This is a genomic window from Faecalimonas umbilicata (assembly GCF_042846195.1).
Classification (GTDB): Bacteria; Bacillota; Clostridia; order Lachnospirales; family Lachnospiraceae; genus Faecalimonas; species Faecalimonas umbilicata.
In genome coordinates this window covers 2,874,752-2,900,928 of record NZ_AP031411.1, presented here as the reverse complement: position 1 = coordinate 2,900,928, position 26,177 = coordinate 2,874,752, and the positions used below count along the sequence as shown (strand labels likewise).

At 39.5% G+C, this 26,177-nt stretch carries 21 protein-coding genes and 3 pseudogenes; 20 read left to right on the top strand and 4 right to left on the bottom strand.

Going from position 1 to position 26,177, the window contains the following annotated elements:
• Window position 1: 1 nt before the first annotated feature.
• Together ACGG81_RS13970 and ACGG81_RS13965 are read right to left on the bottom strand one after the other, a co-directional pair.
• Window positions 2-616, bottom strand: coding sequence for an SMI1/KNR4 family protein (locus tag ACGG81_RS13970; protein ID WP_117468624.1), 615 nt, complete (start codon window positions 614-616; stop codon window positions 2-4).
• A 54-nt stretch (window positions 617-670) separates the two neighbouring features.
• A complete protein-coding gene (locus ACGG81_RS13965) occupies window positions 671-1,390 on the bottom strand; it encodes a hypothetical protein (RefSeq protein ID WP_117468623.1) in 720 nt (239 codons plus the stop codon).
• Between the two features lie 132 nt (window positions 1,391-1,522).
• Here ACGG81_RS13965 and ACGG81_RS13960 point away from each other — a divergent pair, with 132 nt between their 5' ends.
• On the top strand, window positions 1,523-1,684 hold the full coding sequence (locus tag ACGG81_RS13960) for an Arc family DNA-binding protein (RefSeq protein ID WP_116440958.1): 162 nt from the start codon (window positions 1,523-1,525) through the stop codon (window positions 1,682-1,684).
• Between the two features lie 59 nt (window positions 1,685-1,743).
• Here the strand turns inward: ACGG81_RS13960 and ACGG81_RS13955 are convergent, their stop codons facing one another.
• Together ACGG81_RS13955 and ACGG81_RS13950 are read right to left on the bottom strand one after the other, a co-directional pair.
• Window positions 1,744-2,268: an ImmA/IrrE family metallo-endopeptidase gene (locus ACGG81_RS13955; RefSeq protein WP_225305238.1), complete on the bottom strand. Its 525-nt coding sequence runs from the start codon at window positions 2,266-2,268 to the stop codon at window positions 1,744-1,746.
• An 84-nt stretch (window positions 2,269-2,352) separates the two neighbouring features.
• Window positions 2,353-2,763, bottom strand: a complete 411-nt coding sequence (locus ACGG81_RS13950) for a helix-turn-helix domain-containing protein (RefSeq protein ID WP_009263234.1) — start codon at window positions 2,761-2,763, stop codon at window positions 2,353-2,355.
• A 305-nt stretch (window positions 2,764-3,068) separates the two neighbouring features.
• Here ACGG81_RS13950 and ACGG81_RS13945 point away from each other — a divergent pair, with 305 nt between their 5' ends.
• From ACGG81_RS13945 to ACGG81_RS13855, 19 genes and pseudogenes are all read left to right on the top strand, one after another.
• Complete coding sequence (locus ACGG81_RS13945; protein ID WP_268999729.1) at window positions 3,069-4,340, top strand: DNA methylase; 1,272 nt, start codon at window positions 3,069-3,071, stop codon at window positions 4,338-4,340.
• An 11-nt stretch (window positions 4,341-4,351) separates the two neighbouring features.
• A complete protein-coding gene (locus ACGG81_RS13940) occupies window positions 4,352-4,768 on the top strand; it encodes a hypothetical protein (protein WP_117468621.1) in 417 nt (138 codons plus the stop codon).
• Between the two features lie 229 nt (window positions 4,769-4,997).
• Window positions 4,998-5,234, top strand: coding sequence for a hypothetical protein (locus ACGG81_RS13935; protein WP_009268912.1), 237 nt, complete (start codon window positions 4,998-5,000; stop codon window positions 5,232-5,234).
• A gap of 442 nt (window positions 5,235-5,676) precedes the next feature.
• Window positions 5,677-6,297 (top strand): sigma-70 family RNA polymerase sigma factor, encoded by a 621-nt coding sequence (locus ACGG81_RS13930; RefSeq protein ID WP_117468619.1) that lies wholly within the window; start codon window positions 5,677-5,679, stop codon window positions 6,295-6,297.
• 469 nt (window positions 6,298-6,766) lie between these two features.
• Window positions 6,767-11,989, top strand: coding sequence for a SpaA isopeptide-forming pilin-related protein (locus ACGG81_RS13925; RefSeq protein WP_173756921.1), 5,223 nt, complete (start codon window positions 6,767-6,769; stop codon window positions 11,987-11,989).
• A gap of 69 nt (window positions 11,990-12,058) precedes the next feature.
• Window positions 12,059-12,229: a hypothetical protein gene (locus tag ACGG81_RS13920; protein WP_165853196.1), complete on the top strand. Its 171-nt coding sequence runs from the start codon at window positions 12,059-12,061 to the stop codon at window positions 12,227-12,229.
• Window positions 12,230-12,250: 21 nt separating this feature from the next.
• Window positions 12,251-12,814, top strand: a complete 564-nt coding sequence (locus tag ACGG81_RS13915; RefSeq protein ID WP_117468617.1) for a PcfB family protein — start codon at window positions 12,251-12,253, stop codon at window positions 12,812-12,814.
• A pseudogene (locus ACGG81_RS13910) lies at window positions 12,811-13,362 on the top strand (type IV secretory system conjugative DNA transfer family protein); the annotation flags it as partial. The gene ACGG81_RS13915 and the pseudogene ACGG81_RS13910, both read left to right, overlap by 4 nt.
• Before the next feature lie 756 nt (window positions 13,363-14,118).
• Entirely contained in the window at window positions 14,119-15,966 is a 1,848-nt protein-coding gene (ltrA, locus tag ACGG81_RS13905; RefSeq protein WP_062807359.1) for a group II intron reverse transcriptase/maturase, read from the top strand.
• Between the two features lie 109 nt (window positions 15,967-16,075).
• Window positions 16,076-16,288: pseudogene (locus tag ACGG81_RS13900) on the top strand (type IV secretory system conjugative DNA transfer family protein); the annotation flags it as partial.
• Window positions 16,289-16,988: 700 nt separating this feature from the next.
• Window positions 16,989-18,896 carry a group II intron reverse transcriptase/maturase gene (ltrA, locus tag ACGG81_RS13895; protein ID WP_109258339.1) on the top strand — a complete coding sequence of 636 codons (1,908 nt, stop codon included), beginning with the start codon at window positions 16,989-16,991 and terminating at the stop codon, window positions 18,894-18,896.
• A 134-nt stretch (window positions 18,897-19,030) separates the two neighbouring features.
• Window positions 19,031-20,098, top strand: a pseudogene (locus ACGG81_RS13890) (VirD4-like conjugal transfer protein, CD1115 family); the annotation flags it as partial.
• A 93-nt stretch (window positions 20,099-20,191) separates the two neighbouring features.
• Window positions 20,192-20,566, top strand: a complete 375-nt coding sequence (locus ACGG81_RS13885; protein WP_021426405.1) for a hypothetical protein — start codon at window positions 20,192-20,194, stop codon at window positions 20,564-20,566.
• Window positions 20,567-20,860: 294 nt separating this feature from the next.
• A complete protein-coding gene (locus ACGG81_RS13880) occupies window positions 20,861-21,352 on the top strand; it encodes a nucleotidyltransferase domain-containing protein (RefSeq protein WP_009263190.1) in 492 nt (163 codons plus the stop codon).
• Between the two features lie 148 nt (window positions 21,353-21,500).
• Entirely contained in the window at window positions 21,501-22,016 is a 516-nt protein-coding gene (locus ACGG81_RS13875; RefSeq protein ID WP_117578678.1) for a helix-turn-helix domain-containing protein, read from the top strand.
• Window positions 22,017-22,258: 242 nt separating this feature from the next.
• Window positions 22,259-22,474: a Maff2 family mobile element protein gene (locus tag ACGG81_RS13870; RefSeq protein ID WP_009268903.1), complete on the top strand. Its 216-nt coding sequence runs from the start codon at window positions 22,259-22,261 to the stop codon at window positions 22,472-22,474.
• A gap of 19 nt (window positions 22,475-22,493) precedes the next feature.
• Window positions 22,494-23,366, top strand: a complete 873-nt coding sequence (locus ACGG81_RS13865) for a VirB6/TrbL-like conjugal transfer protein, CD1112 family (RefSeq protein ID WP_117468708.1) — start codon at window positions 22,494-22,496, stop codon at window positions 23,364-23,366.
• A gap of 20 nt (window positions 23,367-23,386) precedes the next feature.
• Window positions 23,387-23,791: a PrgI family protein gene (locus ACGG81_RS13860; RefSeq protein WP_054705754.1), complete on the top strand. Its 405-nt coding sequence runs from the start codon at window positions 23,387-23,389 to the stop codon at window positions 23,789-23,791.
• On the top strand, window positions 23,760-26,177 hold the full coding sequence (locus ACGG81_RS13855) for a VirB4-like conjugal transfer ATPase, CD1110 family (RefSeq protein ID WP_117468707.1): 2,418 nt from the start codon (window positions 23,760-23,762) through the stop codon (window positions 26,175-26,177). The genes ACGG81_RS13860 and ACGG81_RS13855 overlap by 32 nt, the downstream gene beginning before the upstream one ends.

Genomic DNA, 26,177 nt, shown 5'->3' with positions numbered 1-26,177 from the left:
GTTACTCACCAGAAAATTTATAACAGTCTGGAAAAGTTGTTTGGTTTATTAACTTTTTAGCTTTACCAATATGTATTCCTCTCACAACAATAAACGGTAATGAATTTACTTCCTTTAATAGAATACCTGTTGATATTGACAATGCAAAAATTTTTTTCATTTCCATTAGAAATTTTAGCTTATCGTCAGGAATATTGATAATTGAGATATTTCCCCATTCAGCGGGTTTTTCTTCTAACATTTCACAACCATTTTCTATCCATAATACAAAGTTAAACCACTCATCCGGTTCAGCTGTACCTATTGCACCAGCATCAAGAAAACCACATACACAAGCATCTTTCTCAGCCTTGATAACCAATTCTCTATCACCATTATCATTTCCTATACTTAAATAATTCGGAGCATATTTTGCAAATTCATTTACCTTGTACATTTCAACAATACTATCCGTATCGTATAACACACATAAATTGAGAACCATTCCATTAGTTTCTCTTAAAAATTGCTTATATACTTCTGGAAGATCTCCTAAAATATTATTTTCAGAAAAGTTAATCTCATTTTCTGTTGCAGGAGAATTCTTTTGAAATGAAAAGACCTTACTTAAATCCACTTATAATACCCCCTCTACAACTCCAATTTGTCGTTTTCTTTCAGTATATCATAATTATAATCTTTCGGGCAGATAAAAGACTTTTATTTCTACGGAATTGTTTTCAAAATCCATTTCTACATAATAATCCCGGATGAAAATTGATCGGTAATAATCTTGTAAGGAATAAATATCAAGAGTTTTAAAATCGACCAAACACAGCGGGATTGGTTCTTTCTTTTCATTTTCATATTTCCAATATTCTAAGGAAGCAGCAACTTTATCAAGGCAACTTTGGCAGAGATGATCTGTTAGATTTCTTTTGTTTAATTTGTAGTTTTCCGGTAACGTGATATCTATCTCAGCCATTCTGCGGGAAACATCTCCATGAGAGGAATAGGTGATTTCGCCTGTGTTTCCGAAAAGGATATTTGAACCGGTTTTATTTGGTATTTCATTTCCGTTTTCATCATATGCTTTTAGTTGGAAATCTAAGACGTACCAGTCATTGAGGGAAATCAGTCCAACCGTATCAAATTTTCGATAATAGTCCATCATACTATAATCAGAACTTCCACATAAATAGCATGTAGAGATATCTTTCAGGCTTGATTGCAGATCGTCAAAGGTTATTTCTATCCGTTCTTTTGGGGCGTCTGCTTTCAGGGAATGTGTTAGAAAAATACCGTGATGTTGATGGATAGCATAACCGATGAGAAAGGATACAGCTAATAGGATGGTGTACCAGAATAAATCTTTTCTGATATGATAATATTTTTTTCTTTTTTCATGCATGATTGAATTCCTCCGTGAAAAAATATAGTGTACTTAAAATAAGTCCATTTAAAACATTCTACCATTATTTGTACTTAAAATGAACTTGAAATATGAACTTAATATGTACTTATAGAGATGGAGAGAATAATCATGGAGAAAGAGAAGCATTTAGGATTACGGATTGATGCTGAAACGCATAAAAAACTGAAAAGCCTGGCAGAATTTGAAGGGCGTTCGATCAATGGAGAAGTGTTATATTTAATACGTCAGGCAATCATAGAATTTGAAAATAAGCATGGAGAACTGAAATAAAAGAATCTTCACATATGGATACAAGAAAAGCCCGTTCGGTTGTATGGAACGGGCAAATTTTATTTGGCCAGGAAGTTGCTCTGTATTTCCAGCGGCATATTGTAGTTCTGACCACGCTTGATCAGACTGTATAACTTGAAGCTCATGAGTTCCGGACTGGAGTTTAAGCAGCTACAGAGCCCGAAATAGTTCAGATCTTCGTTCTTTGACAGGTCTGCGATTTCTTTATCATCCAGGATAAGATCTGCAGCGAAAAGGTTCGCTTCGTATTCCGTATTATCCCTCATGTTATATAAGACATCATCTTTCATCGGCGCCATTTTGAGCTGAGAACGATGCAGAATGATGTGACCGAGTTCGTGGGCGGCAACGATCTTTTTCTCTTCCTCAGAGAGAAAACTGCTTACCATAACATAAATGGTCTGGCAGCTCATGAAACAGTATCCCTTTAATTTTTCGTAGCGGTCTGTTTCTCCAACGATCACATTCATTTCTTCCAGTATTTCAAAAGGATCCCTGGTCTTGAACTTTTTTACAAGTTTTTCTACTTTGTTGTAAATATATGAATTCCCCAAATATATCACCTCGTGTATGAATCAAACAGAAGCGGGTAATGTTACTTCTGACAATAAAACTATATCCTATAGGCTGTCCAATAATCACCCCATCTATTTGGCATCTAAATATTTCTTTGGTGTAAATTTCTTTGCACGTCTTTTGGAATCCAGATATAAAGACTGGATCTCATCCATAAAGGCTGTTTTGTCTTCATCAGAAAGTTCCCCGCCGGCGAACATTGCAGCGGCCTGTTCTAAGATCTGCTGAGCCTGTTTTGCTCCACGGTTTCCAAATTGTTCAGATGCTTCTGTGATAAAAGCCTCTTCTTCTGTCATGAGATAGGAGATATCGCAGCTTAAAATGTCTGCAAGTTTCTGGTAAAGGTCATGTTTCTTTGGATAACGGCCTTCAATTTCCCATCCCCGAACAGTCCGAAGGGAGACACCGACAGCATCTGCTAATTGGGTTTGGTTGAGTCCTTTGTTCTTTCTTAAATTTTTCACTTTTTCACCGAATGTCATAAAAATACCTACTTTCTAATTGGCGTTTCAGGATCTTTATGTATGATGCTGAAACGGGATAGGAAATAAATTTCCCATAATCAACAAGTTGCCTCTTGACAAGAGGCGAATGATTGCCTATAATGTGAATCACAACAGAACGGCAATTAATTGCCTATAATATAAATGATATTTCCTTTCTTGTCAATGGATTTACTGAAAATTGCCTGTTTTGACACGATCACTATCGTGTGAAAACGAATTGGGATGAGATCGGATTGCTTATGGGAAAGAGAAAGATAGGCAACTTATGGGAGGTGATTGATTTGAAACAGAAGGAAACATTCCTCTGTATTGATCTGAAATCTTTTTATGCTTCTGTTGAGTGTGTGGAAAGAGGACTGGATCCGTTTACTACCAATCTGGTTGTTGCAGATCCGGACCGATCGGTATCCACCATTTGCCTTGCTATCACGCCGGCTATGAAAAAGCTGGGGATCCGTAACCGTTGCAGGATCCATGAGATACCAGATCATATCGAATATATTGTGGCAAAACCGAGGATGCAGCTCTATATGGAGTATTCGGCAAGGATCTATGGGATTTATTTAAACTATGTGGCAAAAGAAGATATCCATGTTTACAGTGTGGATGAGTGCTTTATGGATGTCACAAGATACCTTTCCCTGTATCACCTTACAGCGAAAGAAATGGCACAAAAACTGATGGATGCGGTTATGGAAGAAACCGGAATTACAGCAACAGCAGGAATCGGAACTAATCTGTATCTTGCAAAGATCGCAATGGATATTGTGGCAAAACATATAGAGGATCATATCGGAATGCTGGATGAGATCTCTTACCGGGAACAGTTATGGGGACATAAACCATTGAGTGATTTCTGGCGCATTGGTTCCAGAACAGAGAGAAAATTAGCCGGATATGGAATCCAAACGATGGGAGATATCGCACTTGCCTCTATCCAGTCGGAAGACTGGCTGTATAAAATGTTTGGGATCGATGCAGAACTATTGATCGATCATGCCTGGGGCTGTGAGTCCTGTAAAATGAGTGATATCAAAAATTATCATACAGAAGAGCATAGTCTTTCCAATGGACAGGTGTTGATGAGAAATTACACATTTGAAGAAGCTGCTGTTGTTGTAAGAGAAATGACAGATGTACTGGTTCTGGATCTGGTGGAAAAGGGACTGGTAACGAATTCTGTAACCTTGTGGATCGCTTACGATCATCGTTTTGAGAGGGAGCCATCGAAAGGAACCGTAAGGTTTCCGGATCGTACCAATTGTTCCAAAGAAATGATCGATACAGTAGAAGCGCTTTATCGAAAGATCGCAGATCCACATACCGGGATCAGACGGATAGAGATCATTGCAAATAAGATAACACCGGAAGGCTATCAGCAATATACTCTTTTCCAGGATTCCATAAAAGCAGAAAAGGAAAGACATCTGCAGGAAGCAGTATTGCAGGTGAAAAAGCGTTATGGAAAAAATGCGATCATGCGGGGATCCAATCTGTTGGAATGTTCTACCTACCGGGAAAGAAATAATCAGGTTGGAGGACATCGCGCATAGGAGGTGAAAGTATGCTGGCAAAGGCTTATCAGAAATATTTATATATTCCGAGACCAGTTTCCAAAAGATATCCTATGGATGTGCAGCACAGGGCGAAGCAATTTGCCCCTTTTGCAGCACTTCGGGGATTTGAGGAGATCGTACGGAAACAGGAAATACTTTATGAACAAAGGAAGGTGTTATCCGAAGAACAAAAATGTGGATTGGATAGGAAGCTTCAGATGGTTTCTGTTGGAATGCAGATACAGGCAACCTATTTTAAAGAAAGCCGGGAAATGAAACCGGCAGGCCAGTATCATACGATTTGCGGAACCGTTGAATTTTTTGATCCATCCATTCATTTACGGATTGATGATACGATCATTTTGATCCCGGATCTTTGTGAGTTATCCGGGGATATATTTGAAGAATTGGAATTACCTTGTTAAATACAATCGGCAGAAATTCTTAGTATCCTGGGTGAGTGGGAATCCGGAGAGAATAAGGATGGATGCGCCAGATCAACAAAGCAGGTCTGGGATTTGATGATCATGCTGTTCGTGCAGCTTTGGCACTTACGGAATGGACAACATGATGCTCATAAGGCGGATTTGATTTCCCTTTGATCCGTTGAGTAATAAAATGGACTTTTTTATTATTGCTTAAAGGAGGAAGCCTATGGGATCAGATGCTATCAGATGGCATGTACATTGCTCTGTATGCGGAGCATTTATTGAAAAAAGCGCACATTGCGATTCAGAAGTAGAATGCAAGAAATGTAGAAGCACTTTGGAGATTTTAGTAAAAGATGATATTGTTTCAGTACGCCCTTTGCACATCAAAGATGAAAAACTGAAAGAAAGAATGCGGGTATATTCTCAAAAAGTGATGAATTCCCGAAAGGAAACTAAATAAAATGAGCTGTCAGGATAAGCGGTGGATTTGGCTGGAACCATCAAGGCTGCACCTGATAGCAAGAGTTTGTCAAGGAGCTGAACCTGACTGGAATCATGAAGAGCCCGGCAAAACATTTGCAGATACAATGCAGGATGATATTTCATTCTGTGTCTGTGGAAGCATTTGTTTTGCCGGCTTTTTTTGTTTTCTCAAAAATTAAAAAAAGTTGAGTTTTTAACCTGTAAAACAGGGCTTTTTCCTTTCTATATATAGAGGGCAAAGTTTCAGTTGTAAAAATCAGAGATACTACGGAATTTTGTATGATATAGCCGAAGGAGGTAATTACATAGGAGCTGCGGACTCCCGTTCAAAAAAAACGGGTGAGTTCGTGGCTAATTGTGATGAGATTCTTATAGAGTTCATGGATCACCCGTAGCCGTAAGGCAGAAAGGTGGTCCATATGTTGACATTAAAAGAATTAAAGAAAGTAGTAAAAGTGGCAGGTATGACAAAGAGAGTCCCTTCTGAAAAGGCGTTAGAAAAAGAAGAGATTGTAGTAAAGGAAATTCTGAGTGGGGAATGTGATATTACCGTTTACGCAAATGGGTATGTGTTATACAGGGAAAACGGAAAGAAAACCATCTTTCCACTCCATTCCTGTAAAGATTATCAATACATGGATGTGAAGGAAGATCGAAGTATTATGAACGAAGAATTTTTTGACAACGAAAATTGGTACATTCGTTTGTTAATGGAAGCAACGGATCGTATGGAAATAAATCAGACTAAGGTGGCATCAAACCATAGACTCGTTTCGTATAGCGATTATGCGGATGACAGGATCTTACTGCTAGATCCAGCTTCAGATTTTCTCGACCAGTATATTGAAAAAGAGATGGTCCGCGATTTCTTAGGTTGTCTAACTGCCAGACAGAAAGAAATCATCCAGTTATTTTACTTTGAAGAAATGAATCAAGAGAAGATTGCAGACTATCTTGGAATCAGACAGCAGAGTGTTTGTGAAATGATGCAAAGAGCACTTTCTGTCATGAAAAAACATGCAGATAAAGAAGAAAATTAAAAAAAATCAAAAAAATTTAAAAAGCACCCTGTAAAACAGGCCGTTTTCCTTTCGTTATATGAAGACGTTTGTAAGAAACACTTCATGTACCTTGAAAAGAGAATAGCCTGCCCGGAGTGATACCTGCCTTGAATGTGCATTGTGCGTGTCCTGACAGAGAAAACGTTTTGGAGATATGGACTCTAAAACAGGAACGGATCCGGGGAAGAGAACAGGAAAACGCTTAAATCTTAAATAAAAAATAATTGTCTGAATCAAAATGAGGATGACAGTAGAAATCATATGGCGGTGTTTGTTTGAAAAAGCAGATACCGCCATATATTTGTGCTGTTATCTCAGCAAAGTGCTGACTGTCCCAAATAGCACAAGACCAGGAAAGGAGGGGATTATTTTTAGGAAAGAATGATGGAAAACGATGAACAAGTATAACGGATAAATAAGATTCAGAAGAAAGGAAGGATTTAAGAACATGAAAGTGAAACAAAAAGCAAAGCGGGTTGTATCCGGATTGCTGACAGCGGTCACTCTTTTATCTACGGTGTTATCACCAATCAACAGTTATGCTGCGGAGCTTCCGAAAGAAAAAAAACTGCCTCTTTTGGAAGAGGTACAAAGCCTGCTAGATGAAGATGAAATTGTTCTGGCAAAGGATCATCAGGTGGAAGTGGGAACAAGTTTTGATGTAAAAACAGATTTTACAGGGTTAGAGATCAAGGACGCGGAAAAAGTAAAGATTACTTTTGAGGAAGCAAAGAATGAGCAGGGAGAAGATTTTACAACATCCCATGCAGATACCTATAAAACTGTTTATCATGTAGAACCGGTCAATCAGGAACATCCGAATTATCAGATCAGCAGAAATGTGACTGTAAAGGAAATAGAAAAAGAGAGTGAAAGTCCTTCAGCAGATGCAGAGCAATCCGAAATAAAAGAGACGGAAGAAGATGAGGAGGATTCAGAGAAGCCGTCAGAAATCCCAACAGAGACAGATGTATCAGAAGAGAATGCTGCTTTTGATGCATTGATCGAAGAAACAATGGATCAGGAAACATATGATGAAGTATCGGGATTGGAACTTCGTGATGTTATGGAACAGGCAGTAGAACAAGGTGTTGATTTTAATGGAATGGAACCAGGTGAGATTACTACAATCAAAGCGATGGCTAGAACTGCAGGTGTAGGATCTCAGCAGGTAACTATTGAAAAAGGTCCAATATACCGATATGCAGACTACGGGCTTGGAACATATCTTACAGAGCCGTATTATATTTCTTATGGAAGTGTAAGAGCAACGGCTTATTGTATCCAGCCGGCAAAACCAGGACCAGGATCAGGTATTTATACCATCACAAAGCTGGCTGACAATCAGGCTCTTGCAAAGGTATGTTATTACGGTACCGATGCGGCAGGTGCAGAAAGTTATTTTGCGAACAAGCACAGGGATTTTTCATCAGGAAAGAGATTTATTCTTGTCCATATGGCGGCTGCTTATGCTTATGGCAGTAGTGATGCGTTCTATGGAACCAATGCAACAGGACAGGAACTAGCAATGGATATTTACAATTATTGTGTAAAGAAGCCTGAGATACCGGATGTGTCCATGTCATTTTCCGATGCCAATGTAAAGGCTTATGTAGAAGGAAATACACAGCGTACAAAGGAAATCACATTCCATGCGGCAGGACAGCAGAGTGTGACGATCAGCCTTCCATCTGGAGTACGTTTTCACAACGTAAGTACAGGAAGTACAAGCGCACCGGGAGCAAAGGTAACAATCCAAGGAGGCACAAAGTTTTACCTTTCTGCACCGCTTACACAGGCAAGTGATACCGCAGAAGTATTTGCTACAACGATGGCAGGCGGATTGAAGAAAGATTATTCGGCGTATAAGCTGACAACCAATGGAAGTGTGCAAGATTTGGCATTTATTTTTGGAGAAGGTGTGGAAACAACAAATAAAGTAAGCCTGAATGTTACATGGACAAAACAGGCGGAAATTGCGATTGTAAAAAATGATAAAGCCACCGGAAATCATCTGGCAGGAGCAATCTATGGTGTTTACCGTGATAAGGAGTGCTCAGATTTAATCACGCAGATGCCTGAGACAGATAAAAAGGGCGCTTCTAAAGTAACAGTCGAAAAGACACAGGATATTGTGTATGTAAAAGAAATCCAGCCACCGGCAAATTATCAGGCAGATCCAACTGTTTATCCGGTAGATGTTAATATCGGTAAAACAAGTACAAAGAATGTTCTGAATGAACGTACTTATGCAAAGATCCATCTGATCAAAGAAGATGCAGAAACAGGGGTAAATCCACAAGGAGATGCGACTTTAGAAGGTGCGGTGTATGGCCTCTATGCGAGAGAAAACATTGTACATCCAGATGGAACAACAGGAATTGTACATAAAGCCGGTGATCTTGTATCTACCTTAAAGGTAGATCAGAAGGGAGATGCTGCGGTAAAAGACCTGTATCTTGGAAAATATTTTGTAAAAGAGATCCAGGCGCCGGAAGGATATCTGTTAGACAAGACAGAGCATGATGTGGAATGTTCTTATGAAGGTGGCACAGTTCCAACGATAGAACGTACTGTGAAATCAACAGAACTTGTTATGAAACAGCCGTTCCAGATCATAAAAGCTGCGAACAATGGAGAAACGGATGCAGATCTGTTAAAAGGGGCAGGTTTCAGCGCTTACTTAAAGAGCAGCCTGGAGAAAAAAGAAGATGGAAGTTATGATTTTTCCCATGCAGAGCCAGTCATCCTTACAGCAGATGGTAAAACGGAAATGTTCACAGATGAGAAAGGGTATGCGTGCAGTATTCCGCTTCCATATGGAACGTATATTGTACGAGAAACAACCACACCTCATAATTATAAACCGGTAGAGGATTTTGAGATTACCATCCGTGAAAACAATCCGGATAAACCGCAGGTTTGGAAGGTACTGTTGGACAAAGAATTTTCCGCAAAGTTAAAGATCATCAAAAAAGATGATGAAACAAAGAAACCGGTGTTAGTAGCCGGCACAGAATTTAAAATTTATGATCTGGATCATAAGAAATATGTGGAACAGGTAACAACCTATCCTACGGTCACAGTCCATAAATCTTTCTTTACGGACAGCCAGGGATACCTGATCTTACCGAAAAACTTAGAGATTGGTCACTATCGTATTGAAGAAGTTACAGCACCGGATGGATATGTTGTCAACAAAAACTATGTAGAGATCACCGTGGATTCGGATACTGCCTATGAAGTAGATGGAGTAAGTGGAGATGTGATCATTGAAGTTTCCTATGAAGATCAGCCGGTAAAGGGAAATCTTATTGTGTATAAGAAAGGTGAGATGCTTTCTGGTTTTGAGAACGACTTTATCTATAAAGAACAGTACCTTTCCGGGGCGGAATTTGAAGTACGTGCGGCAGAGGATATCTGCACTCCGGATCATCAGAAAGATGCAGATGGGAACCGTATCGTACTTTATGCAAAGGATACGCTTGTGACAACGATCACAACGGGAGAGGGTGGAAAAGCTGTAGCAAAGGATCTGCCGCTTGGAAGATACTATGTAGTGGAAACAAAGGCACCGGAAGGATTTGTATTAAATCCGGAGCCAGTAAAGGTTGCATTAACTTATCAGGATCAGGATACACCGATCGTTGAAGCAGAAGCAATCGTAGGAAATGACAGACAGAAAGTCTCTATTTCCGTAGAAAAACAGGATGCAGAAAATGGACGGGTATTATCTGGGGCTGTGTTTGGCATCTATAACAAGAAAAATATCCAGGCAAATGGAAAAGTTCTTGTGAAAGCAGATACCTTATTACAGGAAATGACATCCGATGAGAACGGTATGGCAACATGCACCCTGGATCTTCCATTTGGAGAATACTATGTAAAAGAATTAAAAGCGCCGGAAGGTTTTGTTTCTTCGGATGAGGTTCTGGAATTTGTTGCAGAGTATCAGGGACAGGAGACAAAGATTGTTTCCTTACAGGCCGTAAAGAAGAATGAACCGACTACAGCAGAGTTCACAAAGTCTGATCTGACCACAGGCGTAGAGCTGGAGGGCGCAAGATTGAAGGTCATGGATAAAGATGGAAATGTGATCGATGAATGGACATCTGAAAAGGATAAGCCACATGTGATCAAGCGTCTGGTTGTCGGAGAAACCTATACCCTTCATGAAGAGTTTGCTCCATATGGTTATCTGAAAGCAACGGATGTGACATTTAAGGTCAAAGATACTGCCGAAGCACAGAAAGTGGAAATGAAGGATGAGGTTCCAAAAGGGCTTCTGATCATCAACAAAAAGGGAGAATTTTTAGAGAAGATTACTCTTCTGGATAATGTGAAAGGAACGGTAGAACATTTCTTTGAATATATCACAGGAAACTTAAGTGAAGTCACCTTTGAAGTCTATGCTGCAGAAGATATCAAGGCTGCGGATGGCGTAAGTGCAGATCATTATAAGAAAGATGAGCTGGTAGGCACGATCACAACCGATGAGAAGGGGATCGCAAAAATGGAAGACCTTCCGGTAGGAAAATATTGTGTGAAGGAAGTGAAAACGGCACATGGTTTTGTACTGGATGGAGAGCCTAGATTTGTGGATCTGACCTATCGCGATCAGGATACGCCAGTGGTTACTTTTGATGAAGAATGGCAGAACAACCGCCAGAAGATAAAAGTAACGGTCCTTAAAAAAGAAAAGGATACAGAACGTATGCTGGAAGGTGCGATTTTCGGCTTATTTACAAAAGAAGATATCAAAGGCAGAGATGGAAAAGTCCTGATGGAAGCCGGAACGCTGATCGAGCAGAAAACAACGGATGAAAATGGACAGATCCTTTTCAAAGCAGATCTTCCAGTGGATGGGACCTATATCGTAAAAGAAATCTATGCGCCGGATGGTTTTGTGACATCGAATGAAGAAAAGGAATTCACTTTTGAGTATGGAAAACCGGAAGAAGCCGAGGTTTCCTATGAGTTTGTTTTTGAAAATGAGCCGACAAAGGTAGAACTTACGAAAACAGACCTTACCACAGGAAAAGAACTTCCGGGAGCTCATCTGAAGGTGACAGATGAAGACGGAAATGTAATCGATGAGTGGGTATCTACAGAAAAAGCCCATGTGATCAAGGGGCTGACCGTTGGAAAATCCTATATGATGACAGAAACAAAACCGGCAGATGGATATGTAACTGCTGAGAGCATTACCTTTACAGTAGAAAATACTGCAGAAATCCAGAAACAGGAGATGAAAGATGATGTGACAAAGGTGTTGATCTCGAAACAGGATATCGCAGGAAAAGAACTTCCAGGTGCAAAGCTTACGATCTTAGATGAAGATGGAAAAGTGGTAGAAAGCTGGACATCTACAGAAGAGGCACATTATATAGAGATGCTTCCGATCGGAAAGTACATGCTCAGGGAAGAAACGGCACCGGAAGGTTATCTGGTTGCAAAGGATGTGGAATTTGAAGTAAAAGATACCGCTGAAGTACAGAAGGTTGTTATGGTTGATGAGGAAAAACCAAAAGAAAGCACTCCGGAAGGTGGAAAACCTTCTAAAGATGCACCGAAGACTGGGGATAACACCAACTTGTTGTTATGGTTGATCGTGCTTGGAATGAGCTTCAGTGGAGTGGTAGTCCTTGGAAGAAAAATAAAGAAGAAATAATGTAAGGGAAAGCGTTCATGGAAACCGGAGGGAATCTGTGAACGCTTTTTTGTTAGGAGGAACATGAGGATGGACAGGAGAAGAGATAAGAACCTGATCGTGGAACCAAATGCAGCAATGCCGGGGAGAAAATATAGTGAAGAAAAACCCTGGTCTTGTAAATATTGCTATTGGTGGGGAGGGAGAAAAACGGGCTGCATTGAGAAGCAGTGCTATTATTTGCTTCCCCCAAAGGATTAAGGAAAGAAAGGGAGTGGTTAATTGCAGGATGAAGTGAATGAAAAAATCATAGCTCTGTGTATCCAGACAACCCGGATGAGTACCGGCGTGCTAAAGGCATCTATGAGAAAATTTCTGGATGGAATGAGCAGACAGAAACAGAAACGGGTACAGGTAAAACAGGCTGTCAAAACAGGAAAAGCACAGGAAAAGGGCAGAGAAAAAGAAAGAAAACGACAGGAGATGAAAAAGCCTCATGGAAAGCAGACGATAAAACAACTGATCGCACAGGGAGCACAGCTTACCAATATTCAGATCACGGATCAAAATATCAAGTCATTTGACCGGGTAGCCCGTAAATATGGGATCGATTATAGTCTGAAAAAGGATTCCCATGTGAAACCGCCATTGTATCTAGTATTTTTTAAATCGAAAGATGTGGACGTGATGACGGCTGCATTTAAAGAATATGCAGGCATAGAGCTGGATCAGTCTAAAAAGAAAAAGCCTTCTGTCCGAAAGAAACTGCAGAAGACACAGGAGAGGAAAGCAAAACATCGTCAGAGAGTCAAGACGAAGCAGAAAGTCAGAGGGCAGGAACGATGATCCGGGAAAAGATGCAGAATATCCAGATGAAGAGAGTGGTGATATTAAGTATTCCGTATCTGATCATCTTCTATCTTGCAGATAAATGCTTTTGGCTATACCGCCATTGTATTGGTGACAGTATGATTGAGAAAATCGGTGTGATGCTGATGAATTTCCAACTGGCATTTACGAACTGGCTTCCAAGCTTTTATATGCAAGATCTGTTAGGAGGATTGGTGACTGCGCTTATCTTTCGGTTGATCTTGTATTATAAAGTGAAGAATGCGAAGAAGTTCCGGCATGGAGAAGAGTATGGATCGGCCAGATGGGGAAACCGGAAGGATATCGAGCCCTTTGAAGATCCGGTGTTTGAAAATAACATCATTCTGACCGAAACAGAACGGCTTACGATGAACAGTAGGCCAAAGGCTCCCAAATATGCCAGAAACAAGAATGTGATCGTGATAGGGGGATCAGGATCCGGTAAAACCAGATTTTATGTGAAACCCAATCTGATGCAGATGACAGATCGCGTATCTTATGTGGTGACAGATCCAAAGGGAAGTGCGAGACGTTCCAGTCTGAAAAGGACTGGCACATCTCAACTGAATCATTGTTTATTGTAATGAAATTAGTTCGAGTTGGAGAACTGAATGCGTGAATAGTCGAATGAAGGGGTAACGCCCTGAAAGGCTACTCTAATACTCCGGCTGGCATGGAAATGAGTAAACATTGAAATGTCAGAAGCCCGGTGAAGTCGGCAGAGAGATACCGTAACAATAGTAGTTGACGAAAGCTGTCCAGAGGTGGATGGTGTATCCTATATGCCGGGAGTCTATAAAATACCTATGGTTAGAATGGTGGATGTTACATAATCCACTGACGAACCCTCGAATGTACGGGTCTATATCGGGACTAAGTAGAAATGCTTAGTAACACAACTAGTGTTGCTACTGCGGGTGAGTAAGACTTCTGCCTTTATGAAAATCCGTGCAATGTTACAGGCATTGATGTGGTAGCAGGCTCAGAGATGGGAACCTACGGGTATATAGGAACAGATAACGCATTCGGAACGTCGTAAGCTGACAGCGTGGAGATTTTACTGTCTATGAAACGTATCGAACGGGAAAGTCATCGTGAGATTAGCGATGATATAAGGGAGATAATGTCAGTGAAAGCGGTGGCATAGTACCGATGAAACCGTGATAACAAGCGGTGGAGGGATAGCCACTAGTCATATATTAGAGTAAATAAGTTACAAATGGTATGGGTTCGAGTAAGACTAAGAGATGTAATAACTCCCAGATAGGAGGTTACAGACCATACAAAAGAAAGCTAAGCTCCGGTACAACGAATATTACGATATGCAGAAAGCATTCGATGAGTTGTATCAGCAGAGCAAAAATGGTAACAACTTTTATAAGTTATTAGAAATTATCGGTTCAGAGCAGAATATTTGCCTGGCATACCGAAACCTAAAAACCAATAGCGGAAGTAAAACCGCTGGTACAGATGGTAAAACAATCGAGGATATCAAAGGTCTATCGGACAGGGAAGTAATTGAAACTGTCAGAAAACAATTAGCAGATTATCATCCGCAATCAGTCAGGAGGGTCTTTATTCCTAAGCCCGGAAGCGATAAAAAGCGTCCGTTAGGGATTCCATGTATCTGGGATAGATTGATACAACAGTGTATCCTACAGGTGTTAGAGCCGATTTGTGAACCTAAGTTTCATAATCACTCATATGGATTCCGGCAAAATAGAGATGCCCACCATGCGGTCAGCAGAGTTGTCAGCATGGTAAATATGTATAAACATTATTATTGTGTGGATGTGGACATCAAGGGCTTCTTTGATAATGTAAACCACGGAAAGCTGCTAAAACAGATATGGACATTAGGTATACGAGATAAACGATTGCTATGTATCATTAGCAAAATATTAAAATCAGAAATTGAAGGAGAAGGAATACCGGACAAGGGTACACCGCAAGGTGGGCTGATTAGTCCGCTACTTTCGCTCATTGTGCTGAATGAACTTGATTGGTGGGTAAGTAGCCAGTGGGAGACTTTTACACCAAATGGAGTGAAGAAAGGCAACATGAAAGGAAGTAAGGGCTGGTTGAGTTATGCACGAAAATATACAAATCTAAAAGATGGGTATGTGGTGCGTTACGCTGATGATTTTAAAATTATGTGCAGAAGTTATACTGATGCACAAAGATATTATCATGCGACAATAGACTTTTTAAAGTCAAGATTAAAACTCGACATTAGTCCGGAGAAGTCCAAAGTTGTTAATCTCCGAAAGAACTCTTCTGATTTTCTGGGATTCAAAATTAAAGTCCTGCCAAAAGGCAAGACCAGATATGGATACATTGCTAAAACTGATATGAGCGATAAAGCCATCAAAAAGATTACTGCTGAATTAAAGGCAAAAGTGATTAATATAAGGAAACACACAACTGTTGGTAGAATCAATGCCTATAACATGGCAGTGATAGGGATACAGAATTATTACTGTATTGCTACCAACATATATAACAATCTAACGGATGTTAATTACGCTCTCTTACCAACCTTTAGAACCAGATTATCATGTATTGGAAGTACAATTCCGTTTGCGGAAACGCCCTATGAATTTCAACAGAAAACTGTAGGAATCAAGAAAGAAACCAAAATTATAACAGTAGGCAAAATGCCACTACTGCCACTTACAGGAGTTCATCACAAACATCCTATAAATTTCTCACAAGATATTACCAGCTATACAGCAAAAGGAAGAGAAAAGATTCATAAATCTGTCCAATGTGTAGAAACACAGGAATTACGAAATGTGATGAAGTATAGGAATCCTAATGAAAGCATTGAATTTAATGATAATAGTATTTCTGCATACCTCGTGCAACAGGGGAACTGCTATGTCATGGGAAATAGGCTGAATGTACATCAAATGAAATGTATAAGGAAAATTCCAGTAGGTGAAGGTGGTACAGACAAGCATACTAATATCGCATTTATTTCAGAGGAAATATGGCGAGCTGTTATGACAGAGGATATTTCAGAAACTATCAGAATAATGAAGAGATTCAATATGGACGACAAGCAAAGACGGAGATTCAACCGATTGCGTGAAAATTATGGATTACTACCAATTAAGAAAAGATAACTTATAAATTTACTTGAGTATGATGGCACGCCGTATGATGCGAAAGCATCATGTACGGTGTAGAGCGGGGGAAAAGGTGGAGATTACTTCAAAGCCTTACCTATCGCTATCAATTATTGTAGAATGTGGAAAGATGCTGGTAAATGGCGGCTATCGGATCAAGGTGCTGAATACGATCAATTTTAAAAAGTCCATGCACTATAATCCATTCCATTATATCCGTAGTGAAAAAGATATCTTAAAATTGGTGAATACCATCATAGCAAATACGAAGGGGGAAGGAGAAAAATCTACGGAGGATTTCTGGGTGAGTGCGACACGTTCGCAGGCGGTAAAAAGTCTGCGCACAGTGTTGGTTTATTAAATAATAACCAGTCTGTGAACTGGTAATCCGATAGGTGGAATGATGGGGTAACGCCCTGAAACGTCTATCCTTGACGGACTTGCGTCAGCTGTAATGGCTGGGGTGAGAAGCTCCGTGACAACGACCGAGAGTAGTCGTAGGAATCTGCCAAAAGATTCTCGAAAACGCCCCAGAGGTGGGGTGCGCTACCTATAGGTCTAGGATCTATAAAATATCTATGGTTAGAATGTTTACTTTGGCGAGTAAACTGACGAAAACTGCGAATGTACGGTTCTAAAAGAAGACCATATAGAAATGTATGGGTGCGTTAAAGCGCAGTCAGTGTGGTTCAGTAGAAATTGACCCTACGAACGACCATGTTGTGTTACAGGCACATCCAAGCTGACAGGACTATAGCAGAGACCTAAGGATATATGTACAGATAGGATTATCGGAACGTGGAAAGGCATCAGATTCCATTATGGGATAGCCTGACGAAGAAAATAAGCAGGTGAACTGGTGCTGAAAAGCCGTGATCGAACTTATGATGAGTTCTGCGAAAAAGAGGAACTCGGAGGAATGGTCACAAGTCGGTTGAAATAAACAGGCATTATTCAGTCTTATGATAAGGATTACGAGTAAGACCAAAAGGGTCACTTTCGAGAGGAGGTGATGCCTTATGCCAAAGAAAAGTAAAACATTATGTGTAGATGACCTGCGTCATGCGGAGTACTATGGAATGCAAGATACTTTTGATGAACTATATCAAAAAAGTCAGAACGGTGAAGTATTTGAGAATCTTATGGATTTGATAGTGAGCAGGGATAACATTTTACTTGCGTACCGAAACATCAAAGCGAACAAAGGCAGCTACACGGCAGGAACAGATAAAAAGAACATCACAGATATTGGGAGTCGAACTCCTGATGATGTGGTAAAAAGAGTGAGATTTATTGTTACGGGAAGCGAACACGGCTACAGACCAAAGCCTGTAAGACGGAAAGATATCCCGAAACCAAACGGAAAAACACGTCCGCTGGGAATCCCATGCATATGGGATAGGCTGATACAGCAATGTATCAAGCAGATCATGGAACCAATCTGCGAAGCAAAGTTCAGCAATAATAGTTATGGATTTCGTCCGAACAGATCCGTTGAACATGCCATTAACAGAACCTACACCATGCTTCAAATGATGAACCTTCATTATGTTATTGAGTTTGATATTAAAGGATTTTTCGATAACGTAAATCATAGCAAGTTAATCAGACAGATATGGTCGCTGGGTATCCATGATAAAACGCTGATTTTTATTATCAAGCGAATACTAACAGCTCCAATTAAAATGCCCGATAATACAACGGTATTGCCCGACAAGGGTACACCACAGGGAGGAATTATCTCACCACTACTGGCAAACATCGTTCTAAATGAATTGGATTGGTGGATAGCCAGTCAATGGGAGGAAAATCCAATTGCTATAAGCAGAGGGCGAGAAAGAATAATCGGAAAAACTAAGGTTTTTGATAAAAGCCATGGTTATAGGATTATGAAAAACACAGAAATGAAAGAAATGCATATCATTCGGTATGCGGACGATTTTAGGATTTTCTGTAGAACGAAAGAGGACGCAGTCAGGACAAAAGAAGCGGTTACGGAGTGGATTGAAGAGAGGTTGAAATTAGAGGTGTCTCCTGAGAAAACAAGGATTGTGAACACCAGAAAACGGTGGTCAGAGTTTCTTGGATTCAAAATAAGGGTAAGGTTGAAGCATCATAAATATGTGGTGCAGTCGGCAATCTGTGACAAAAAGGTTGAAATTGAAAGAGCAAAGCTAGTGGAACAAGCGAAAAACATCGCAAAACCCAGAGAGAAAAAAAGTTGTTTATCAGAAATTCAGCTATATAACTCCATGGTGTTAGGCATACAGAATTACTATCAGCTTGCCACCTGTATCAGTATTGATTGCAGAGAATTCCATAGGCGAGTAATGACAGTTTTGACGAACAGGTTAAATACAGAAACAGGAAGTATGCTAAAACGTGAGGGTGGAACTATCACCCAAGCAGAAAAGGAAAGATTCGGACAGTCAAAAATGATTCGATATGTTTCAGGAATTGACCAGATGATCTATCCGATTGCATTCATCAAAAATAAAATACCGATGGCGAAGCGATCAATCGTTTGTAGTTATACAAAAGAAGGTCGTGCTCTGATTCATACAGAACTTAACCTTAATCAGTATGTTCTGAAAGGACTGAGAGAAAAAATATCCGTTGGTCATAGCACAGAATACCATGACAGTAAAATATCTTTATTTTCTGCTCAAAAGGGAAAATGTGCAATCAGTGGAGAAGAATTCGCAGATGCGGAACATGTAGCTGTATGGCTCAAAGTACCAGGATCACTTGGTGGATTTGAAAGATATAAAAACATGGTTCTGATTCACAAAAAATATCTGATTCTGTTACAAGAACTGCCCCAAGCAGCAATAAAAGACCTGATAAAAACACTCAATATCACAAAAAAGATGCTCGTGAAAATCAATAGTCTGCGAGAGCAGGCGAACCTGTCAGCAATAATATAAAACTTAAATTTGGTGACTGATTAAATGTCTTGTGAAGACAATCGATGGAGCGCCGGATGCGGTGAAAGTCGCATGTCCGGTGTGAAGTGGGGGAAAAGGTGGAGATAATATCAAAACCTTACCTATCACTATAAGCGGAACGCCTTCTGTACTCTGCCCTGATCGGTTATATCTGGTATGAAGCACCGGAAGAAGAACAAAATTTTTCTACGCTTTTGGAATTTATCAACGCCAGTGAAACGAGAGAAGACGATGAAGAATTTAAGAATGCGGTAGATGAATTATTTGAAGAATTGGAGGCAGAGAATCTGGAACACTTTGCAGTCAGACAATATCGAAAATATAAGCTGGCTGCCGGAAAAACAGCGAAGTCGATCCTTATTTCCTGTGGCGCCAGACTTGCTCCATTTGATATTCAGGAACTTCGGGAAATCATGTCCTATGATGAGATGGAGCTGGATATGATCGGGGATCAGAAGACAGCAATGTTTGTCATTATCAGTGATACCGATGATACTTTCAATTTTGTGGTGGCGATCATGTACACACAGCTTTTTAATCTGCTCTGTGATAAAGCAGATGATGAGCATGGTGGAAGACTTCCGTACCATGTACGATTACTGCTGGATGAGTTCAGTAATATCGGCCAGATTCCCAAATTTGATAAACTGATCGCAACGATCCGAAGCCGTGAGATCTCCGCTTCTATTATTTTACAGTCGCAAAGCCAGTTAAAAACCATTTATAAGGATGCTGCGGAAACCATCACGGGGAATTGTGATACTGTATTATTTCTTGGAGGAAAAGAAAGCTCCACGTTAAAGGAAATCTCGGAAACGTTGGGAAAAGAGACCATTGATCTTTACAATACATCTGATACTAGAGGGACAAGCCAGTCCTATGGTTTGAATTATCAGAAGACAGGGAAAGAATTGATGAGCCGGGATGAACTAGCTGTAATGGATGGAAATAAATGTATCTTACAGCTTCGAGGTGTACGGCCATTTCTCAGTAACAAATATGATATCACAAAGCATAAGAGATATAAGGAATTGTCGGATGCGAATAAAAGGAATGCGTTTGATGTGGAAAAATACCTGGAGCATAAGCTGGTTTTTTCGCAGGATACAGAATTTGAAGTGTATGAAGTAAATGTAACAGAAGAGGATGTGAAAGCAGTGATAGAGGAAGAAGTAAACTAAAAAGAGTATCTTTTGGGCTAGAAATGTGATATGTTTTTATAAAGACAAATTGGAATTTAATAAGAATAAGATTTAATTATAGGAGTGTATTAAATGTGGCTTTTAGGGAGTATTTTTATAATCACATCGCTATTAGTTCTATATCTAAAATATAGGGTTGTTTTTACTGGCGAAAAATGCAAAGGGAAAATAATCGACATTGTAGAACAAAATGCTGGTTATTCAGTAGGTGGTGTTAATGTTAAAAAGCATGCTTATATAGTGAAGATTAAAAACAAAAAGTATTATACTGCACATGGTTGTTTCTTTTTATCATTGGGAAAGAGGAAGGTTGGAAAAGAAATTTCTGTATTTAAGAATGAAAAATATGGAAATGAGGTTTTCAAATGCTTTGATTTTCGTATAGAGGTTGTTGCTTTATTAGTATTTTTATTTGGCGTTTTTATAATTTACTCAGGCTTACGATAAAGTCAAGCAGGTTTCAGTTTGAGGAGGAGATACACGCAAAGACAAATTTCAGTTTGCAGAACTCAATATGGAAAGATAAAGTTTTTAATAACGATGAGGGCAGTCAGATAAAAACTGATTGTCCTCATCTAATAAGTATAGAAAACACAGGAGCAGTATGGTAAAATGAGAATAACAAATTGGAATTTTAAAAAGGAGTGTGATGACCATGATTTTTGATTTTGAGCCTTGGCAATTAGATATTGATATTGACTTAACTAAACAATTATATAGAAGTTGTAAAGGAGACTTTGTATGGGTAGAAAAGAAATAACAACAAAAGAAGATTTAATGAAAGTAATAGAATTATTCGAAAATACTGGAATTACATACTGGTTGGATGGCGGATGGGGTGTAGATATTTTAGCTGGTAAACAAACAAGAATTCATAGAGATATAGATATAAATTTTGATGCTCAACATACGGAAAAATTGTTAAATGTGCTTTTGAATCTGGGCTATAAAATTGATACAGACTGGAAACCGGTTAGAATAGAGTTATATAGTGATGAACTTGGTTACTTAGACATTCACCCGTTCGTTTTAAATGAGGACGGAACTTCAAAACAAGCTGATTTAGAGGGTGGATGGTATGAGTTTGAAAAAGATTACTTTGGTAGTGTTTTTTTTGAAGGCAAAACAATTCCTTGTATATCTTTAAAAGGCCAAAAAGTTTTCCATTCAGGTTATGAATTAAGAGATAAAGATAAGCATGATATTTCAATTCTTGAAAGTTTATCAAAATAACATCGCTGTAATTTCTAAGATAAATTGCAGTTTGTAGAACTGAAAAATATGAATTTGATGCAATAATGGGAGATGTTAATTTGCGTTGCTTGTGGCAATGGTTGTTTTGATATTTAATGATTGTATCAAAACAAAGGAGGCACAGGGTATGTTAAACGAGAATATTAGAAATTTGCGAAAATCAAAAGGACTTTCGCAAGAAGAACTAGCTATCAGGTTAAACGTAGTAAGGCAAACAATATCCAAATGGGAAAAAGGATTATCCGTTCCTGATTCAAGTATGATTATTTCATTAGCAGAGGAATTAGATACATCTGTAAGCACCTTACTTGGGGAAACTGTACAGGAAGAATGTTTGGATAAAGAAAATATGAAGAGCATTTCAGAGAAGCTTGAAGTTATCAATCTTCAACTTGCTAAAAGAAGTTCTATGAGAATTCATACAGTCCGTTATTTGCTTATTTCATTATGTGCAATTATTACAATAATTTTTATTGCTTTTGCTGCTATGAATGGTGAATATTTGACTTGGGATTTTAATGATCCAGAGTTGGCAATCGTAGGTACTCTATTACATGGTTTTGAGTTTTTATTTATCAGATTGGCCCCATTTCTTCTTACGGGATCAATCATTGGAATTGTATTCACATATAAAAAACGATAAATCAAATTTCATAAGAAAAACAGAATAAAAAGCGTTAGAGCATGTAGATATCCATCTATGTGCTCTTTTTTTGCGTTTTTTTAAGAAAAGGTCCTGATGATCAGGCAGAAAGGAGAAAAAAGTGAAGATAAAAATAAGATCACCTTGCAAATAAAACAGGTAAAAAAAGAGGTCTGAATAATAGGGAAAGGAGAGAGGAAACGCTGACAGACCATAGAAACAGCGTTTATTCAGAAAAGAATATGGGATTTTTCGGAAGTGCAATTACAATCTTACAGACATTAGTCGTAGCGATTGGTGCAGGTCTTGGTGTCTGGGGAGTTATCAACCTGATGGAAGGTTACGGAAATGATAATCCGGGCGCAAAATCACAGGGAATTAAGCAGCTTATGAGTGGCGGTGGTGTGATCCTGATCGGTACACAGTTGATTCCGCTTTTGAGTGGATTATTTGGTTAAAGGAAAGGAGTAGAGATCCATGTTCAATCAAATTTTTGATGCGATTGAGGAATGGATGAGGGAACTTCTAACAGGTATGATCAGTTCTAACCTGGACCGTATGTTTACGGATGTCAATCAGAAGACAAGTGAGATTGCGGGCCAGGTTGGACAGACGCCACAAGGATGGAATGGCAGTATCTTTAGTATGATCGAAGGACTGTCAAATTCAGTCATCATGCCGATTGCAGGTATCATCATAACATTTGTACTGTGTTATGAACTGATCTCCATGCTGACAGAGCGAAATAATATGCATGATATTGATACATGGATGTTCTTTAAGTATTTTGTAAAAATGTGGATTGCCGTTTATCTGGTAAGCAATACGTTTACCATTACGATGGCGGTCTTTGATGTAGGACAAAACGTCGTAAACTCGGCGGCAGGGCTGGTTTCAGGAGATACATCCATTGATATCAGCTCTGCGATCACAGATTTATCTGCTACATTAGAAAGCATGGAGATCGGAGAACTTGTGATATTGGCATTGGAAACTTTGATCGTAAGTTTCTGTATGAAGATCATGTCTGTACTCATTACGGTTATCTTGTATGTCCGTATGATAGAAATTTACCTTTATACCTCAGTTGCACCGATCCCATTCGCAACGATGAGCAACAGAGAGTGGGGACAGATCGGAACGAATTATTTCAGAGGACTCTTTGCCCTGGCATTCCAGGCATTTCTGATGATGGTATGTGTTGCTATTTATGCAGTATTAGTGGCCGGCATCCAGTTTTCAGATAATCTGAGTTCCTCATTATTTGGTGTAATGGCATATACGGTGATCTTATGTTTCAGTCTGTTCAAGACAGGATCACTTAGTAAGTCAATCTTTAATGCACATTAAAAAGAAAGGAAGTGAAACACATGGCGTATGTGAGTGTGCCGAAAGATTTAACGAAGGTAAAAAATAAAGTGGCATTTAATCTTACGAAAAGGCAATTGATCTGTATTGGCATTGGAGCAGCTATGGGAATTCCCTGTTATTTTCTCTTTAGAAATGCTCTTGGAATCAATAATGCTGCAGTCCTTATGGTACTTATGATGCTGCCGGCCTTTTTGTTTGCCATGTATGAGAAAGATGGAATGCATCTGGAAGACGTATTGATGCATGTGATCCGGGTGAAATTTATCCGGCCATCTGTCAGAAAATATGAAACTGAAAACTATTATGAATCGGATCCAGATGGAGAAGATCAGAAAACGATGAGAAAGGAAGAAAGGAAAGGGGGAAATAGTGGTGGTAAGAAAAAGAAAAAAGGCCGCAAATAAAAAGAAGAATGGAAAAAAAGATGTAAAGAAACTTACCGTTCAACAGACCATTGCCTACAAAGAAATGGGAAGGGATGGTATTTGCAGGGTGCAGGGAAATGTCTATTCCAAATGTATCCGGTTTTACGATATCAACTACCAGTTGGCGCAGAATGAAGACAAGAATGCGATCTTTGAAAACTGGTGTGATTTCCTGAACTATTTTGACAGCAGCATACATTTTCAGCTCAGTTTTATCAATCATAAGAGCAGCATGAAGGAGTTTGAGCAGGTGATCAAGATCAGTCCACAGGGAGATGCTTATGATGATATCCGTATGGAATATGCCAATATGCTGAAAAAACAGCTTGCAAGAGGAAACAATGGTTTGGTGAAAACGAAATACATCACCTTTTCCATTGAAGCGGAAAATATCCGGGAAGCAAAACCGAAGCTGGAGCGTATCGAATCCGATATCCTAAATAACTTTAAGATCCTTGGTGTGATGGCGTATCCTCTGAATGGGGAAGAACGATTACGGATTTTGTATGAAACCTTTAATCCGGATTCTACGGTGGATTTCCAGTTTGATTATGGTTCTATGATTAAAACTGGTTTAAACACAAAAGATTATGTAGCGCCTACCAGTTTTGTCTTTAAGGAAGGGAAGACCTTCCAGATGGGAAATACGATGGGGGCGGTTTCTTATTTACAGATTCTGGCTCCGGAGCTGACAGACAAGATGCTGGCAGAGTTTTTGGATATTGATAAGGACTTGATCGTAAATCTGCATATTCAGTCTGTGGATCAGATGAAAGCGATCAAGCTGGTAAAAAGTAAAGTAACGGATATCAACAGAATGAAAATTGAAGAGCAGAAAAAAGCAGTAAGAGCAGGGTACGATATGGATATCATTCCGTCGGATCTGAATACCTATGGAGGGGAAGCAAAACGGCTTTTGGAAGATCTGCAGTCACGAAATGAGCGTATGTTCCTTGTAACAGCGCTCTTTTTAAATACCGCAAAAAGCAAGCAGGAATTGGATAATGCGATCTTTCAGACAGCCGGTATCGCACAGAAATATAATTGTATGTTAAAGCGTCTGGATTATCAGCAGGAAGAAGGCTTGATGAGCAGCCTTCCCCTTGGGGTTAGCCATATTCCGATAAAAAGAGCGCTGACAACGACCAGTACAGCGATTTTTGTACCATTTACCACACAGGAATTATTTATGGGCGGCGATTCTTTGTATTATGGACTGAACGCTACCAGCAATAATCTGATTATGGTAGATAGAAAGAAGTCGAAAAACCCTAATGGCCTGATCCTCGGTACACCCGGTTCAGGAAAATCCTTTGCAGCAAAAAGGGAAATGACGAATGTATTTTTTACAACCAATGATGACATTATCATTGGAGATCCGGAAGGTGAGTATTATCCGTTGGTCCATGCTTTGGGAGGACAGGTCATCCATATTTCCCCAAACAGTAAGGATTACATCAATCCGATGGATATCAACATGAATTATTCTGAGGATGATAATCCGCTGGGAGTAAAATCTGACTTTATTTTATCCCTTTGTGAATTGATCATGGGAAGCCGGGATGGAATTGAAGCAGAAGAAAAGTCTGTCATTGACCGATGCCTTCCGCTTGTATATCAGAACTATTTTTCTGATCCGAAACCGGAAAATATGCCGATCCTTGGAGATCTGTATGATTGTCTCCGCAAACAGAAAGAACCCCAGGCACAGAGGATTGCCACAGCTCTGGAAATCTATGTCAACGGATCTTTGAAGGTGTTCAATCACCAGACCAACGTAGAACTGAATAACAGGATTGTCTGTTTTGATATCAAGGAGCTTGGAAAGCAGTTGAAAAAGCTTGGAATGCTCATCATACAGGATCAGGTATGGAACCGGGTGACTGTCAACCGAGGCGTGAAGTCTACTTGGTACTATATCGATGAATTCCATCTTCTTCTGAAAGAAGAGCAGACCGCATCTTATTCGGTGGAGATCTTCAAGAGATTTAGGAAGTGGCAGGGCATTCCGACAGGAATCACGCAGAATATAAAGGACCTTCTTGCTAGCCGGGAGATTGAAAATATTTTGGACAATAGTGATTTTATTTTGATGTTAAATCAGGCTGCAGGTGACCGGCAGATCCTGGCAAAACAATTAAATATCTCACCGTATCAGTTGTCTTATGTTACGAATTCCGGGGAAGGAGAAGGACTTCTCTTTTATGGGACAACGATCATTCCGTTTAAGGATAAGTTTGATAAGTCCCTGAAGTTATATTCTCTGATGACAACAAAGCCGGAAGAAGTGGAACAAAGAGAAAAGGAAGGAGGCGGAAATCTTGGCAGGGAAAGAACTGAAAGGAAGAGAGAAAGTTGTAAGTAA